At 34.2% G+C, this 13,234-nt stretch carries 15 protein-coding genes; 11 read left to right on the top strand and 4 right to left on the bottom strand.

The window, feature by feature from the left end; translation table 11 throughout:
- Positions 1-176: 176 nt before the first annotated feature.
- Complete coding sequence (locus OZX56_RS05990; RefSeq protein WP_277126218.1) at positions 177-317, bottom strand: hypothetical protein; 141 nt, start codon at positions 315-317, stop codon at positions 177-179.
- A gap of 126 nt (positions 318-443) precedes the next feature.
- Here OZX56_RS05990 and OZX56_RS05985 point away from each other — a divergent pair, with 126 nt between their 5' ends.
- From OZX56_RS05985 to OZX56_RS05955, 7 genes are all read left to right on the top strand, one after another.
- Positions 444-1,778 (top strand): hypothetical protein, encoded by a 1,335-nt coding sequence (locus tag OZX56_RS05985; protein WP_277139270.1) that lies wholly within the window; start codon positions 444-446, stop codon positions 1,776-1,778.
- A gap of 215 nt (positions 1,779-1,993) precedes the next feature.
- On the top strand, positions 1,994-3,025 hold the full coding sequence (locus tag OZX56_RS05980) for a sugar-binding domain-containing protein (protein ID WP_277139269.1): 1,032 nt from the start codon (positions 1,994-1,996) through the stop codon (positions 3,023-3,025).
- A 61-nt stretch (positions 3,026-3,086) separates the two neighbouring features.
- The gene (gene gap, locus OZX56_RS05975) at positions 3,087-4,103 is read left to right on the top strand and encodes a type I glyceraldehyde-3-phosphate dehydrogenase (protein WP_277126223.1); all 1,017 of its coding nucleotides are present in this window, start codon (positions 3,087-3,089) and stop codon (positions 4,101-4,103) included.
- A 104-nt stretch (positions 4,104-4,207) separates the two neighbouring features.
- Positions 4,208-5,419 (top strand): phosphoglycerate kinase, encoded by a 1,212-nt coding sequence (locus tag OZX56_RS05970; RefSeq protein WP_277139268.1) that lies wholly within the window; start codon positions 4,208-4,210, stop codon positions 5,417-5,419.
- A gap of 21 nt (positions 5,420-5,440) precedes the next feature.
- Positions 5,441-6,196 (top strand): triose-phosphate isomerase, encoded by a 756-nt coding sequence (gene tpiA / locus OZX56_RS05965; RefSeq protein ID WP_277139267.1) that lies wholly within the window; start codon positions 5,441-5,443, stop codon positions 6,194-6,196.
- Positions 6,197-6,465: 269 nt separating this feature from the next.
- A complete protein-coding gene (locus tag OZX56_RS05960) occupies positions 6,466-6,657 on the top strand; it encodes a type II toxin-antitoxin system HicA family toxin (RefSeq protein ID WP_277139266.1) in 192 nt (63 codons plus the stop codon).
- Between the two features lie 57 nt (positions 6,658-6,714).
- Complete coding sequence (locus tag OZX56_RS05955; RefSeq protein ID WP_277139265.1) at positions 6,715-7,119, top strand: type II toxin-antitoxin system HicB family antitoxin; 405 nt, start codon at positions 6,715-6,717, stop codon at positions 7,117-7,119.
- A gap of 59 nt (positions 7,120-7,178) precedes the next feature.
- On the opposite strand, the gene OZX56_RS05950 is transcribed toward OZX56_RS05955, so the two are convergent.
- The 3 genes from OZX56_RS05950 to OZX56_RS05940 are packed head-to-tail and all read right to left on the bottom strand — an operon-like array spanning position 7,179 to position 8,614.
- Entirely contained in the window at positions 7,179-7,448 is a 270-nt protein-coding gene (locus tag OZX56_RS05950) for a Txe/YoeB family addiction module toxin (RefSeq protein ID WP_277139264.1), read from the bottom strand.
- The gene (locus tag OZX56_RS05945; protein WP_277139263.1) at positions 7,441-7,731 is read right to left on the bottom strand and encodes a type II toxin-antitoxin system Phd/YefM family antitoxin; all 291 of its coding nucleotides are present in this window, start codon (positions 7,729-7,731) and stop codon (positions 7,441-7,443) included. The genes OZX56_RS05950 and OZX56_RS05945 overlap by 8 nt, the downstream gene beginning before the upstream one ends.
- A 52-nt stretch (positions 7,732-7,783) precedes the next feature.
- On the bottom strand, positions 7,784-8,614 hold the full coding sequence (locus tag OZX56_RS05940) for a helix-turn-helix transcriptional regulator (protein WP_277139262.1): 831 nt from the start codon (positions 8,612-8,614) through the stop codon (positions 7,784-7,786).
- 288 nt (positions 8,615-8,902) lie between these two features.
- Between OZX56_RS05940 and OZX56_RS05935 the strand changes: the two genes are divergently transcribed.
- From OZX56_RS05935 to OZX56_RS05920, 4 genes are all read left to right on the top strand, one after another.
- Complete coding sequence (locus OZX56_RS05935) at positions 8,903-9,229, top strand: hypothetical protein (RefSeq protein WP_277139261.1); 327 nt, start codon at positions 8,903-8,905, stop codon at positions 9,227-9,229.
- A gap of 71 nt (positions 9,230-9,300) precedes the next feature.
- On the top strand, positions 9,301-10,449 hold the full coding sequence (locus tag OZX56_RS05930) for a hypothetical protein (protein ID WP_277139260.1): 1,149 nt from the start codon (positions 9,301-9,303) through the stop codon (positions 10,447-10,449).
- 19 nt (positions 10,450-10,468) lie between these two features.
- A complete protein-coding gene (locus OZX56_RS05925; RefSeq protein ID WP_277139259.1) occupies positions 10,469-11,092 on the top strand; it encodes an ABC transporter ATP-binding protein in 624 nt (207 codons plus the stop codon).
- A gap of 135 nt (positions 11,093-11,227) precedes the next feature.
- Entirely contained in the window at positions 11,228-13,234 is a 2,007-nt protein-coding gene (locus OZX56_RS05920; protein WP_277139258.1) for a hypothetical protein, read from the top strand.

The following is a 13,234-nucleotide window of genomic DNA, read 5'->3' as shown; positions in this document are numbered from 1 at the left end:
TCAGATTTTAAGAACCGGAATCTTACGTGCGATCCATTACACTAAGGACCCAATTAGAACATTAATAAGTATAACAGAAATTTAGCGAAAGTAAAATTTTTTATGGTAATTTTGGGTGAAGTCATGCTAGTTAAGCAAAATGGATTTTCGGCTGATTGAATTTTTATTATGCTTACCTATAAACTATCCCAATTAATATCATCTACGTTGGTAAAACCGGTATTATCGTTTTGCCGTCTACGCACTGTTTTTAATACCCCTGTATTTTCTAAATACATGGTCTCATTAATTGTAGTTATTGACTTAAGATTATCCATATTACTCCTAACATTTAATATATATTAAAGCTTAGCAGATTTTAAGCAATTTGTTACTTAAAGTTTATATAATTAGCGATAACGATAGTTTGATTATATCAAAAAGAATTTATTAAGAGGTGAATTATGAAAAACAAATTTAGAAAACTGCTACTATTGGGAACAATCGTTGCTAGTATTGTAGGAATAAATTCATGCGTATCAATCTATGCTAAAGCAAATAGTAAGCCCAACGTTACTGTTAAAAAAGTTAGGTCAAAAAAACTAACAGCTTTTCCTAAAAAAATGCGTGGTAGTTGGTATAGCTATGTTGATGATAAATTAGATAAAATTGCGATAACTAAAAATAAGGTTTCGTTGAAGAATGGTACTTACTTTACTTTAAATAAAAAAGTTAAAAAGTCACAGGGTAAGCATCACTTCATTAGCGCTACTAACGAAAAGATAGAAGATGCAGTTTATGAAGAAACTGAAAATAAGTATATTGCTACCAAAGAAGGTAAAAAACAGAGAAATGCTTATCGCGCTGATAAGTATGAAGGTCATCCTGTATTACTGGTTACAAATTTAAATAATGCTGATTTTACTCAGAACTACTTTAAAAGCAAAAAATTAGCCAAGCAATATACGAAAACACATTATGAACTAGCAACGATAACTTTACCTAAAGGCTATACTACTGAGAACATCCGGGAGGCTATGCGTAATGATGGTAAGTTTAACGCTGAATTTTTTCAGGCTTTGAAAAAGGGTGTGAAAGAAAATGATTTTAACAGAACTATTGCAGCTGAAAGTCCAGCTGATGAGAAGTTAATCGTTAACCCGGGAAAACTAACTGTTAAGGAGCAGACAATACTGAATGAATATGTCTTAAGATTGATTAATGACGCTAGAAGTCAACTGAAATTGAAACCATGGCTTACAAGTATGGGGACTGAAAAGTTGGCTGATGATATTGCTGCTAGATATAATGCAGGCAACAAAGACTTATATGATGACGATCCGGATTTTATTATCGAAGCAGGTAAGGCTAACGGTCTTAATTTAACTGATGGGTCGGTTGATGCCTTACTTGGACGTGGTGCAACTGGTATGGATCAAATCTCAATGACGACTTTAAAGAAAATAATTTATGAGCAGATAAAAGCTGACATATTTGGCTTTCAAGCTACTGACATGTCGACCGAGGGTGGAATTAAATATGGTAATCTAGGGCTTGCTTGGCGACCAGTTGATTTCGCTTTGCAAGCTAATGATGAGAATAACTATAATTTTGCAAGTCAGTATCCTAGTTTTTTCTTGAATATTACTTCCGACAACCAAGATGATGACTATTCATATTTCAGTTTCAGGCTAACTACTGTTAAGAATATGCCTGCTCCAACTTATCAATTTCATTATATTAGCCTTCCCGAATCTCTTCTCAAAAATAGCAAGATCAATGTTGGATTTAAGCCTTAGCAAGCTAATAATACTGTATGAGTTTTACCAATAGTATAAATGGATGTTTTTGCTTGAATTTTCACAAAAGCACTGCTATACTATAAATGTCGATGGAGGAATGTATGATTTAAGATATTTGTAAATCAGCATGACTCTTATATTTTTGGGCATTCTGGGACAATAAGTGACAAATGATGGGTCATAATTGTCCCAAGATAAAAAGGAGAGAAGGTATGTACTCGGAATTTCCAGTGCTCGAGGCTCTCGTTCCCGATATCTTAAAGGTTTTTCGTCAAAGGATTTCAATTCTCGAACAGATTTCACTGAACGCACCAGTTGGCCGCAGAAGTGTGGCTCAAGCGCTGGGGTTATCAGAGAGAAATGTTCGAACCGAAACTGATTATCTCAGCAAGTTAGGTCTGATTGAGGTTAAGAGTTTTGGAATGTTCATGACTGAAAAAGGACAAGAAACCTTGCAAGATGCGGCTCCTCTGATTGATCGGCTAGTTAATGCTCGCAAGAGTGAAATTGAACTGGCACGTAAACTTGGGATTGAGCGAACAATTATTGTTCCTGGCGATAGTGACTTGCAAGAGCGCGTTTATGAACGGATGGGTACAGAACTTAGCTCAGCCTTAGACTTGTTATTGCCATTAGGGCAATCAATTATCACCGTTTTAGGTGGAGTTGCTTTGTCAAAGGCAGCTGGTTATTTATCTAAGAGTCTGGGAAATAATCGACAGTTAGTGTTTGTTCCAGGTCGTGGTGCCTTGGGCGAGAATGTCGCGATTCAAAGCAACACGATCGTTCAAGCAATGGCTGCTAAGACTGGCGGTGAATATAAAACATTATATTTGCCGGAACAAGTTTCTAAAGAAGCCTATAAATCGCTAATTCGTGAAGCAACAGTTGCAGATGTCTTAGAAGACATTTCGCAAAGTGATGTAGTAATTCATGGAATTGGTCTTGCTCATGATATGGCAAGACGGCGCGGATACGATTCAATTCGCTTATCCGAGTTACGCGAGAAAAAGGTGGTCACCGAATGTTTTGGGTGTTTCTTCGATGGCAATGGTAAGATTGTCGATCGCGTGCAACAGGTTGGCTTGCAGTTCGAGAATCTCAATAAAATACCTCACATATTCGCTTTTGCTTGTGGAGGTCGCAAGGCTAACGCAATCAAGGCTTATATGCCCAATGCTCCTCATCAAACCTGGTTAATTACTGATGAAGGAGCCTCAGATAAGATTTTAAAGGAGAAATAATTCTCATTTAAAATAAATTAATTTATATTTCTTATATAGTTCTTAAGGAGGACTTTAGAATATGACAGTTAAAATTGGTATTAACGGTTTCGGCCGTATTGGTCGTTTAGCATTTCGTCGGATCATGGATTTAGGCGAAAAGTCAAAGGATATCGAAGTTGTTGCTATTAACGACTTGACTACTCCAGCTCTTTTAGCACACTTATTAAAATATGACTCAACTCATGGTACTTTCAACCACGAAGTTTCAGCTACTGAAGATTCAATCGTTGTTGACGGTAAGAAATACCGTGTTTACGCAGAACCTCAAGCTCAAAACATTCCATGGGTTAAGAACGATGGTGTTGATTTCGTTCTTGAATGTACTGGTTTCTACACTAGCAAGGCTAAGTCACAAGCTCACCTTGACGCTGGTGCCAAGAGAGTCTTGATTTCAGCTCCTGCTGGTAACGACTTGAAGACTATTGTTTACTCAGTAAATGATGATACTTTAGACTCAAGCGACAAGATTGTTTCAGCTGGTTCATGTACAACTAACTCATTAGCTCCAATGGTTGATGCTTTGCAAAAAGAATTTGGCATTAAGGTAGCTACTATGACTACTATCCATGCTTATACTTCAACTCAAATGTTGCTAGATGGTCCAGTTCGTGGTGGTAACAAGCGTGCCGCTCGTGCCGCAGCTGCTAACATCATTCCTCACTCAACTGGTGCTGCTAAGGCTATTGGTCTTGTTGTTCCAGAATTGAATGGTAAGGTTAACGGTCACGCACAACGTGTTCCAGTTACTGATGGTTCATTGACTGAATTAGTTTCAATTCTTGACAAGAAAGTTACTGCTGATGAAGTTAACTCAGCAGTTAAGAAGTATGAAAGTCCTTCATTTGCTTACAACGATGACGAAATCGTTTCAAGCGATGTTGTTGGCATGACTGCTGGTTCAATCTATGACCCAACTCAAACAATGGTAACTACTGCTGGTGACAACCAATTAGTTAAGACTGTTGCTTGGTATGACAATGAATACTCATTCACTTGCCAAATGGTTCGTACTTTGTTGAAATTTGCTACTCTTTAATCATTAGTTGATTAAACTTAAGTAGTAAAAGAGAAGGCGGAGGGAAATTCTTCCTTCCGCCTTTTTTTGAAAGCAAAAATAATTGAGTTATCGGAGGATTATAGATGGCTAAATTAACTATTTCAGATCTCGATGTAAAAGATAAAAAAGTTTTGGTTCGGGTTGACTTCAATGTGCCAATTAAAGATGGTGTGATTGGTGACGATAACCGGATCGTTGCTGCATTACCAACTATTAAATACATTATTGAAAATGGCGGCAAGGCGATTTTGCTTAGCCACTTGGGTCGTATCAAGTCGGATGATGATAAAAAAGAATTGTCACTTAAACCAGTTGCTGCTCGTTTAAGTGAACTCTTGGATAGACCGGTAACTTTTGTAGCTTCTAATGAAGGCAAATCAGTTGAAAGTGCTATCAATGAGATGCATGACGGTGATATAATTGTTCTTGAAAATACTCGTTTCCAAGATATTGATAATGATTTTGGTAAACGTGAAAGTAAGAATGACCCAACTTTAGGTGAATACTGGGCTAGTCTTGGTGATATTTATGTTAACGATGCCTTTGGGACTGCGCACAGAAGCCATGCTTCTAACGTTGGTATTGCTGAAGCAATGAAGAAGGCTGGCAAGCCTGCTGCAGCTGGTTACTTAATGGAAAAAGAAATTAAGTTCCTAGGTGACGCTGTTGCTAATCCAGAACACCCATTTGTAACCATTTTGGGTGGTGCCAAGGTTTCTGACAAGATTGATGTTATCACTAACTTGATTCCTAAATCAGACCACATCTTAATTGGTGGGGGAATGGCATATACATTCTTAGCTGCTCAAGGTCATGATATTGGTAAATCATTATTTGAACCAGACAAAGTTGAGCTAGCTAAGCAACTCTTAAAAGATGCTGATGGTAAAATCGTTTTGCCAGTTGACAACTTGGCTGCGACTGAATTTTCAAATGATGCTTCTCGTGAAGTTGTTGGCGATGACATTCCTGACAACATGATGGGCTTAGATATTGGTCCAAAGACCGTTGAAAAGTTCAAGGAAATTTTGAAATCTGCTAAGACAGTTGTTTGGAACGGACCGATGGGTGCTTTTGAGATGCCTAACTTTGCTAAAGGAACTTTAGAAGTTGGTAAGTCATTAGCAGATCTAGAAAATGCTACTACCATTATTGGTGGTGGTGACTCGACTGCTGCTGCTAAGCAATTAGGTATTGCACCGAAGATTTCCCACATTTCAACTGGTGGTGGTGCTTCCTTACAATACCTTGAAGGTAAGGACTTGCCAGGAATTGTCTGCATTTCAGAAAAGTAATTAAGAAAGGATCTAAATTATATGCGTACACCAATTATTGCTGGTAACTGGAAATTGCACATGAATCCAGCCCAAACAACTGAATTTGTAGCAGGAGTTAAAGATCAATTACCAGATTCAAACAAAGTTGAAGCATTGATCTGTGCTCCAGCTGTTGACCTTGACGCTTTGGCAAGTGCTGCTAAAGGCTCAAACTTGAAAGTCGGTGCTGAAAATGCCTACTTTGAAGATGAAGGTGCTTTTACTGGTGAAACTTCACCAAAAGTTTTAGCTGAAATGGGCATGGATTACTGTGTGATCGGTCACTCAGAACGTCGTGAATACTTCCATGAAACTGATGCAGATATTAACAAAAAAGCTAAAGCGTTATTTGCTAACCACATTACGCCAATTCTGTGTTGTGGTGAATCTCTTAAAAAGCGGGAAGCTAATCAACAAGCTGAATGGGTTGTTGGTCAGATCAAGGCTGCCTTAAAAGATTTATCTGCTGAACAAGTTTCCCAATTAGTTATTGCCTATGAACCAATCTGGGCAATTGGTACTGGTAAAACCGCCAGTTCTGATCAAGCTGAAGAAATGTGTAAGACAATTCGTGAAACGGTTAAAGACTTATATAATGAAGAAACTGCTGAAAATGTTCGTATTCAATACGGTGGTTCAGTTAACCCAAGTAACGTTAAAGAATTAATGGCTAAGCCAAACATCGATGGTGGTTTAGTTGGTGGGGCAAGCTTGAAGCCTGACTCATTCTTGGCATTAGTTAATTATCAAGATTAATTTTAATATTTTGAAAGAGACCCTGTTAAAGGGTCTTTTTTATATGCCTAATGGACTTGGTATGAATTAATAAGTTGTAATTACTAGTCTTTTGAAAGAAATTATTTTAGATAATTTGACTAGTTTAGTAAAATTACCTATAGGTAAAGGCTCTCTGTGGCTAGTATTGCTGAAACTTTTTTGTTGAGGTCAATAAGATACTTTATTTAATTTTGTTGTAAGTACGTACTACACGTGTTATAATAACTTGTGTAAGGAGGTAAGTATACATGCCACTTACAGGAAAGGATATGTTAAAGTTGTTGCTAGATAATGGTTGGATTGAACGCAGAGTTGCTGGCTCACATCATCATTTATATAAAAATGGTGTAAGAATCACAATTCCTGTTCATGGAAATCAAGATTTAGGTAATGGACTTGAACGTAAAATCCTTAAAGAGGCTGGGCTAACCAGACATTAACTAGTTACGCAAAGTTGATAAATTATCACTTTGCGTTTTTTCAAAGAGGTGAATAAAATGAGTAAAACTAGTGATCTATTTTTGGTCTATCCTGCTGTCTTTACTCCAGAAGCTAAGGGCGGATATTTGATAGAATTTCCGGATATTCAAGGAGCATTTACAGGAATTAACACCGACGATATTTCATATGGTATTGCTATGGCTGAAGAAGCGCTAGGACTGACTTTGGCAGATTATATTGAAAATGCCGATTCGGTGAACCCACCCTCCAACATTAATGAAGTAAAGGTACCAGAAAATGCCTTTGTAACTTTGATTAAAACCAATGTTTCTAAATATTTGAATAATGATAAACTAGTCAAGAAAACTTTGACTATTCCGCAATGGGCTGACCGCAAGGCTAAAAAGCAAAAGCTAAATTTCTCAGCTTTATTGACTAATGCCATTTTGCAACAGAAGTAAATGTTTGAATATATCAATTTAGATAAAAAATAACCAGTTATTCTTTTGATAATAACTGGTTATTTTTGATAATGATATTTTAACTGAATAATTTCAATTTGGCTTTTAGTAACTCCATATACCATTCGATGTTCACTGTTAATTTTCCTTGACCAAAATCCACTTAGTTCATGTTGTAGTGGCTCTGGTTTGCCAATACCAGTAAAAGGATGCCGAATTGTGTCCATAATCAGTTGATCAATCGTTTTGACTAACGCCTTATCGATTTTTTTCCATTCTATATATTCTTGCCAAGCAGCTTCGGTAAATAGAATGTTTAACTTAGTCATTTGCTAGCTGCTCAAATTCTGTCGGCGTCAATAAGTGACTTTTTGAATCAGGCTTGTCAAGCTGGTTAATGGAGTTCTGCAGCGCATTACGGTTCTTTTGAGAAGCAAGTAAATAATTGGTTTCTTGCCAAGAATTATATTCACTTTCTGAAATAACAACCACATTTTTGTTTTCTGGACGCGTAACAATCACAGTTTCACCAAAATTAGTAATATCATCTGCATATTTTTTAAAATTTTGTCTTAACTCTTTTGTACTAACAGCTCTAATCTCTGCTGGCATGTATATCACCTCAAATAAATTATAGCATGTGTATCTCATTAAGTACAAATATTTACGTAAAAGATTCGATTTCCATTTTTAGAGCTGGAGCAATGGGTTCTGCGCCAATCTCCTCAAGCAAATCAGCGTAATAATTAGCTTGCGAAATATCATGATCGCAAATCGCAATTTCTGCTTGACAGAGTAGTAATTTGTCATATTGATGGTTAGCCTTAGCAATTGCTGCAGCCTTAGTTAAGCTAGTCTTGGCAGCTGCAAAATCATGATTATCTAAGTCTAAACTGGCCGAATTGATTAAGACGTTGCATTTTAATGATTTGAGAAAGGGATAATGATCGTCAATCTCATTAAGAATTCTAGTAATTATTTTCTGATTAGTTGTATCATCAAAGGCATAGGCAATCATGTCAAGAATACAGATGTCATTAATAGTAAATAGTTTAGCTTTTTGTAAATTATCATACCAAATGGGCTGAACTAGTTTTTTGGCCTTTTCAAGATCATGATCCTTACTTATCAATAGATACGCTTGTAATATTAAGGAAATACGCTTAATGTCTGAATCATTTTCGATTTTTGAACAATCTGTTAGTAGTTGCTTAATCTTATCGGTTTCGGTACTAAGACTAATATCAAATAGCTGATAAAGAATTTTTTCTTTCGGAGTAAATGAATAATTTGCCTGAATATATTTGAATTCTAAATCGCCAACACCTAAGCGTTCAAGTAAGACATCATAATTGCCACGAGGACAATAAATTTTACCAGATTCAATCTTTGAAATAGTTTCACGGCTGAATAGATCTTTAGCTAGGGCTTCTTGACTAATTCCACGTCCTAAACGTATTTTACGAAAGGTTTCTCCAAATTCCAAGATAATCATAATTTTGCTCCCTTATTTCTTATGAGCTAAGTGTAATGCAAAGTTGATTGATTTGCAATGTAGTAATTATCTTAAGCATAAAATATAAGTGGTGTGCAAAAATTGCACGAGACAAAATATGAAAAACACGTTACTATATTGTTGAACATAAATAAATGCATTTAATTTGTTCATGAAAATGATATCTTATTTTTGTTAGGAGAATTATTATGGAAGGATTACTTAAACTCTTGTTTTGGTTTAGTTTAAAGGATTTTGATAATGATTTAGAAGAAGGAGATAATTAAAATGAAAAGCTTAAAGAAAATTGCTGTTAGTCTAGCAACGGTTGCTACAATTGGTATGACTGCTGTTCCAGCATTTGCTGCTTCGGAAAATGCTACAAAGGGAGATGCTAGTGCAGTTCTGGAAAGAAAGGCCAAAAAGTATAGTGCTGTAAAATATTATAATTTTGATCGAAATACTATTACTGGTGTTGAATCAAACTTTCATAATTATCACTATATAAGTATTCCTACTTCATCGTATCAAACTAGTTATAAAAATACCCAAATTGGTGGTGGTTGGAATTACAAGGCATATAGACATACTAACTATTATAAAGGCGGATATTAAAGCCAATAAAAAACCTGCTAATAGTAGCAGGTTTTTTTATGTTAATAACTTGAGTCGCGGAGGATTACGGAATGGCATATTTTACTTTAGAATTAAAAAAAGTTATAAAAAATACGCTTACCTTTATTGGAATCGGGATTATCTTAGTAATTTTATTTGATGTTTTATATCAAAATAGTAAAGTTACTGCGCAGTATTCGTCAATTGGGAATACATATGAAAATATTGCAATGGCAAAAAAGAATAAACAAAAAGCTCAAGCAGATATGAAAAAATATCCACGTAATTCAAGAAAATATAATTTAGCAAAGGAAGAGTATAGCTATGAAACCGATGAAATAAAAGATAATCGGGCGATTATAAAGGATATTAATGCGAATAATTGGTCTCAAGCTTATACTTTATTAAAGAAACAGAACCAGAAATTGCTAAATCACGATAGTGAGCAAGATCCTGAATTAAAACAAGCAATTAAAAAAGAAATTTTACGTTTTGATACTTTGAAGAAAGCTAATTTACCTGAAGAAAGCGACGAATACCCAGTAACTGGTTTATTATTTATATTGAATTGCCTTGATAATCTCTTACCTATTTTATTAACCTTAGTTTTGATCTTTATTTTAACTAATTTATATTCAGAAAGATATTCTGATAAGCTCGATAAAGTATCGCTTTTGCCAAGCAAAAATATTCAATTTACTGAGTTAGTTTCAGGATTTGCAATTGGTATACTTATTCTAAGCTTGGTATTGATAGTTGTATTCGGAGTTTCCAGCGTGATATTTGGACCAGGAACTCTAAAATATCCAACTCTTGGCGTAAATATTAAAACTAATACTGCAGAGTATTTACCACTTTTTGATCGCTTAGTACCAACTTTAATACTTCAAATATTGGTTTTACCATTTTTAGCTGCATTTATTTTATTAGTAGTAAATATTTTTAAGTCACGAGTAAATTCATTATTAATTGGTAGTTTAATAATTCTTGGCGGTGCTTTTTTGCCAACAATTATTGTACCATTTCAAAAAATTGCTCAATTTTTCCCCACTACTTATATCTTTTCTTTACATGTAGTTAATGGAAATTTAGCTTCAATTACAAGGAATAGTCAAATCACTTTTAGTATGGGAATCTTTATTTTGATTATTTGGACAGTAATACTAATTTTAATTAATTTGCTAGAAACGAAGCTTAGTTCAAAATTAAAACGAAAATAAATTATATTAAGGGGTAAAAATGATTGAATTAAATAATGTTACTATTGAGTTACGCGAGCCTATTTTACAAAACGCTAATTATAATTTTCAAACTGGTAGAATTTATTTGCTTCATGCCTTAAATGGTTCTGGGAAGACTAGTGTTTTAAGAGCAATTGTTAGCTTAATTAAGCCAAATCAAGGCAATATTCTATTTTCAGGTCAAACCTTTGATAAAGTTAAACAAGAAGTATTTTATTTTGAAACATCAGATTGGTTTGATAACAATTTGTCTGGTCTGGATTATTTAAAGTTTATTAAAAGACAATGGAATTCAAATAATCAAATTGATAAGGAAATAGATCGTTGGAAAATGAATGACTACGTTAGATTGCCAATAAAAAAATATTCATTGGGTATGAAACAAAAACTTTTGATTTCTATGTATTCATTGAGCAATGCTAAGTATTTGTTAATGGATGAAATTAATAATGGCTTAGATGAATCTAGTAGAGCTATTTTATATGAAGAACTAGTACATTTAGCTGATCAAGGAAAGCTGGTGATTCTCGCTTCGCATTATCAATCTGAGATTGGTAACATTATTGATCAAGCTCTTACAATTAAAGATGGTAAGTTAATTGATATTGCCCCACATAACTAAACTTATTAACATTCGCTAAAGAAGTTTAAATAATATAAAACATGTAAACGATTTTTAAGAAATATAGTATGATAATGCCAGCAAAATAATTTAGAAGCATTAGAAAGAATAGGTTTAACTGGTAAGAGGGCAATTATGCTTAGAAAAATCAAGTTGCTATTATTTGCAGCATTAACAATTGCTATGGTTGGTATTTTCGCATTGTTGTTTAACTCATATGCTACTGATTCTATACCTAACACCGCTAACTCAATTATGGTTGTTGCTTGGGATAATAAGCAATCTAAAAGAAAAATTTTCAGTCAGATGACCAAACTGGCAAATGATGAGAACATTTCGTTAATGAAAGCCCGTTTTAATGATTTAAATGGTCATAATAGTAAAGCAATTTATGAGTTTAATTCTGATAAGAATGCTACTGGTTCTTTTTACCTAAATGAGCAAACCAAAAGACTAGATAAGCAGGCATTGCAGCTAGAAGCCGTAATTGGCTATTATTATACTTCTGCTCGTGGAGCAACTTTAGAAAAAGTATTTAGTAAATTTAAAAAATTGGGTTTAAAAATAATGGCTGCAGATACTGCTTTAACGCCTAAGCGATTATTTATGATGGTCACTGGTAGTTTTTCTGAAGCGATAATTTTTGCCTTTATTAGTCTATTAGGTATCTTGTTAATTGTGATGTTGCTTGAGAAGATTTATCGATTTAAAACTTTTGCTGTAATGAAGATTAATGGTTATAGCAATTGGCAAATCATTAGGCATGGCTTGTTAAAAGAACTTTTACCACTGGGAGCAACTGATCTAGTATTAATTGGATTAGCTTTTTTCTGGAGCATTTTGCAGTTGACAGCTTCTGGAATAAGGCTGTTTATGCTATATACTATAGTGATTATTTTTAGCTTATCCGTTATCTTTTTGGTATTGGATTTAATATCATATTTAGCCTTAAAGTTAATTGATATATATGCAGCTATCAAGGGGCAAACTAATACTAAGCAATTATTAGTAATTGGATACTTATTGAAAATTGCAGTTATGATTTTATTAACAATGAATACTGTAGCTTTAGTTAATGGAGTCAAAGATTATCAAATGGACCAAATAGCTATTAAGTTATGGAATAACCAACAAACTAATTATGACTTAAGTCTTTTTTGGGATAATGAAGATCCAGATGCGCCAAATGTTAAAGAAACAAATGAAGTTGGCAAAGCAGTTCATAGATTGGCAATCGAAAATCAGGCAATTCTTGCTCGAAATTCACAAAACTTACAGCCTAAAATTAATGATACAGATCCTGATTATGGCAATCTAATGTATGTCAATTCTACTTATTTAAAGAAGAACTCAATTAAACTGACTAATAATACTAATTATACTTTACCTAAAATGTCTAAAAATAATGTGGTGTTGCTAGTGCCAGAAGATCGTATGTTTCAATTGGCAAAATTTAAAAAGCAGTTACTTGATTTTATTAATTTTCAGCGTAGTTTGCCTAATTATTATTCAGTCCACGGGTCAATTAAGCTAAAGGTCGTGCCAATTAAGAGCAAACAAATTATTTATAATTATCAACTTTTGGCAGTTATGCAAGATACAGTTTCAGTTGATCCGATATTGGTTATCGTTAATGATAGATTGCTATCAGATAACTTCTACTTAGCTACCGCTAGTCAAGGCTTACTCAGGTTCACTGATTTAACTAACTTGCGAAAGAGTATTAAACGCTTGGGTTTGACTAATAATGTTGTTGGTATTTCTAATCAAAAAGTGCAATTAAGCGATTATAAGACGCAAACAAAACAAAAATTTAGTGTTTTAATTATTGCAGTGCTAGTTTCTGTTATCCAATTAGTTTTCATTGAGATTTTTATTAGTAGCAGCTTTTTACAAAGGTGTCGGCGAAAAATGGCAGTTAATGCCATCTTTGGCAGAAGTAACCTCAAACTTATTAATATGTTTCTTTTAGGGAATTTGTTACTCGACTTGCTTGTGATGATAATTGTTTTGCAAATCGGACATGGGTTAAGTAATATCCCAATTATGTTGGTCTTTTTGTTATTAGAAACCATAGTAATCTTGTTTACTTGTTGGCGTGGGCAAAAAAATTTATTAACAACTCTTAACCATGGAAATTAG

It is taken from the genome of Lactobacillus sp. ESL0684 (assembly GCF_029392675.1).
In the GTDB taxonomy this organism is placed as follows: domain Bacteria; phylum Bacillota; class Bacilli; order Lactobacillales; family Lactobacillaceae; genus Lactobacillus.
The sequence above is the reverse complement of the archived record's forward strand: the minus strand, read 5'-3'. Positions and strand labels throughout refer to the sequence as shown.

Coding starts and splice junctions, on each gene's coding strand:
- gap (WP_277126223.1), top strand. CDS start 3,087: ATGACAGTTAAAATTGGTATTAACGGTTTCGGCCGTATTGGTCGTTTA.
- OZX56_RS05955 (WP_277139265.1), top strand. CDS start 6,715: ATGAGTAAAACTAGTGATCTATTTTTGGTCTATCCTGCTGTCTTTACT.
- OZX56_RS05990 (WP_277126218.1), bottom strand. CDS start 317: ATGGATAATCTTAAGTCAATAACTACAATTAATGAGACCATGTATTTA.
- OZX56_RS05950 (WP_277139264.1), bottom strand. CDS start 7,448: ATGACTAAGTTAAACATTCTATTTACCGAAGCTGCTTGGCAAGAATAT.
- OZX56_RS05925 (WP_277139259.1), top strand. CDS start 10,469: ATGATTGAATTAAATAATGTTACTATTGAGTTACGCGAGCCTATTTTA.
- OZX56_RS05985 (WP_277139270.1), top strand. CDS start 444: ATGAAAAACAAATTTAGAAAACTGCTACTATTGGGAACAATCGTTGCT.
- OZX56_RS05980 (WP_277139269.1), top strand. CDS start 1,994: ATGTACTCGGAATTTCCAGTGCTCGAGGCTCTCGTTCCCGATATCTTA.
- OZX56_RS05920 (WP_277139258.1), top strand. CDS start 11,228: ATGCTTAGAAAAATCAAGTTGCTATTATTTGCAGCATTAACAATTGCT.
- OZX56_RS05970 (WP_277139268.1), top strand. CDS start 4,208: ATGGCTAAATTAACTATTTCAGATCTCGATGTAAAAGATAAAAAAGTT.
- tpiA (WP_277139267.1), top strand. CDS start 5,441: ATGCGTACACCAATTATTGCTGGTAACTGGAAATTGCACATGAATCCA.
- OZX56_RS05930 (WP_277139260.1), top strand. CDS start 9,301: ATGGCATATTTTACTTTAGAATTAAAAAAAGTTATAAAAAATACGCTT.
- OZX56_RS05945 (WP_277139263.1), bottom strand. CDS start 7,731: ATGCCAGCAGAGATTAGAGCTGTTAGTACAAAAGAGTTAAGACAAAAT.
- OZX56_RS05935 (WP_277139261.1), top strand. CDS start 8,903: ATGAAAAGCTTAAAGAAAATTGCTGTTAGTCTAGCAACGGTTGCTACA.
- OZX56_RS05960 (WP_277139266.1), top strand. CDS start 6,466: ATGCCACTTACAGGAAAGGATATGTTAAAGTTGTTGCTAGATAATGGT.
- OZX56_RS05940 (WP_277139262.1), bottom strand. CDS start 8,614: ATGATTATCTTGGAATTTGGAGAAACCTTTCGTAAAATACGTTTAGGA.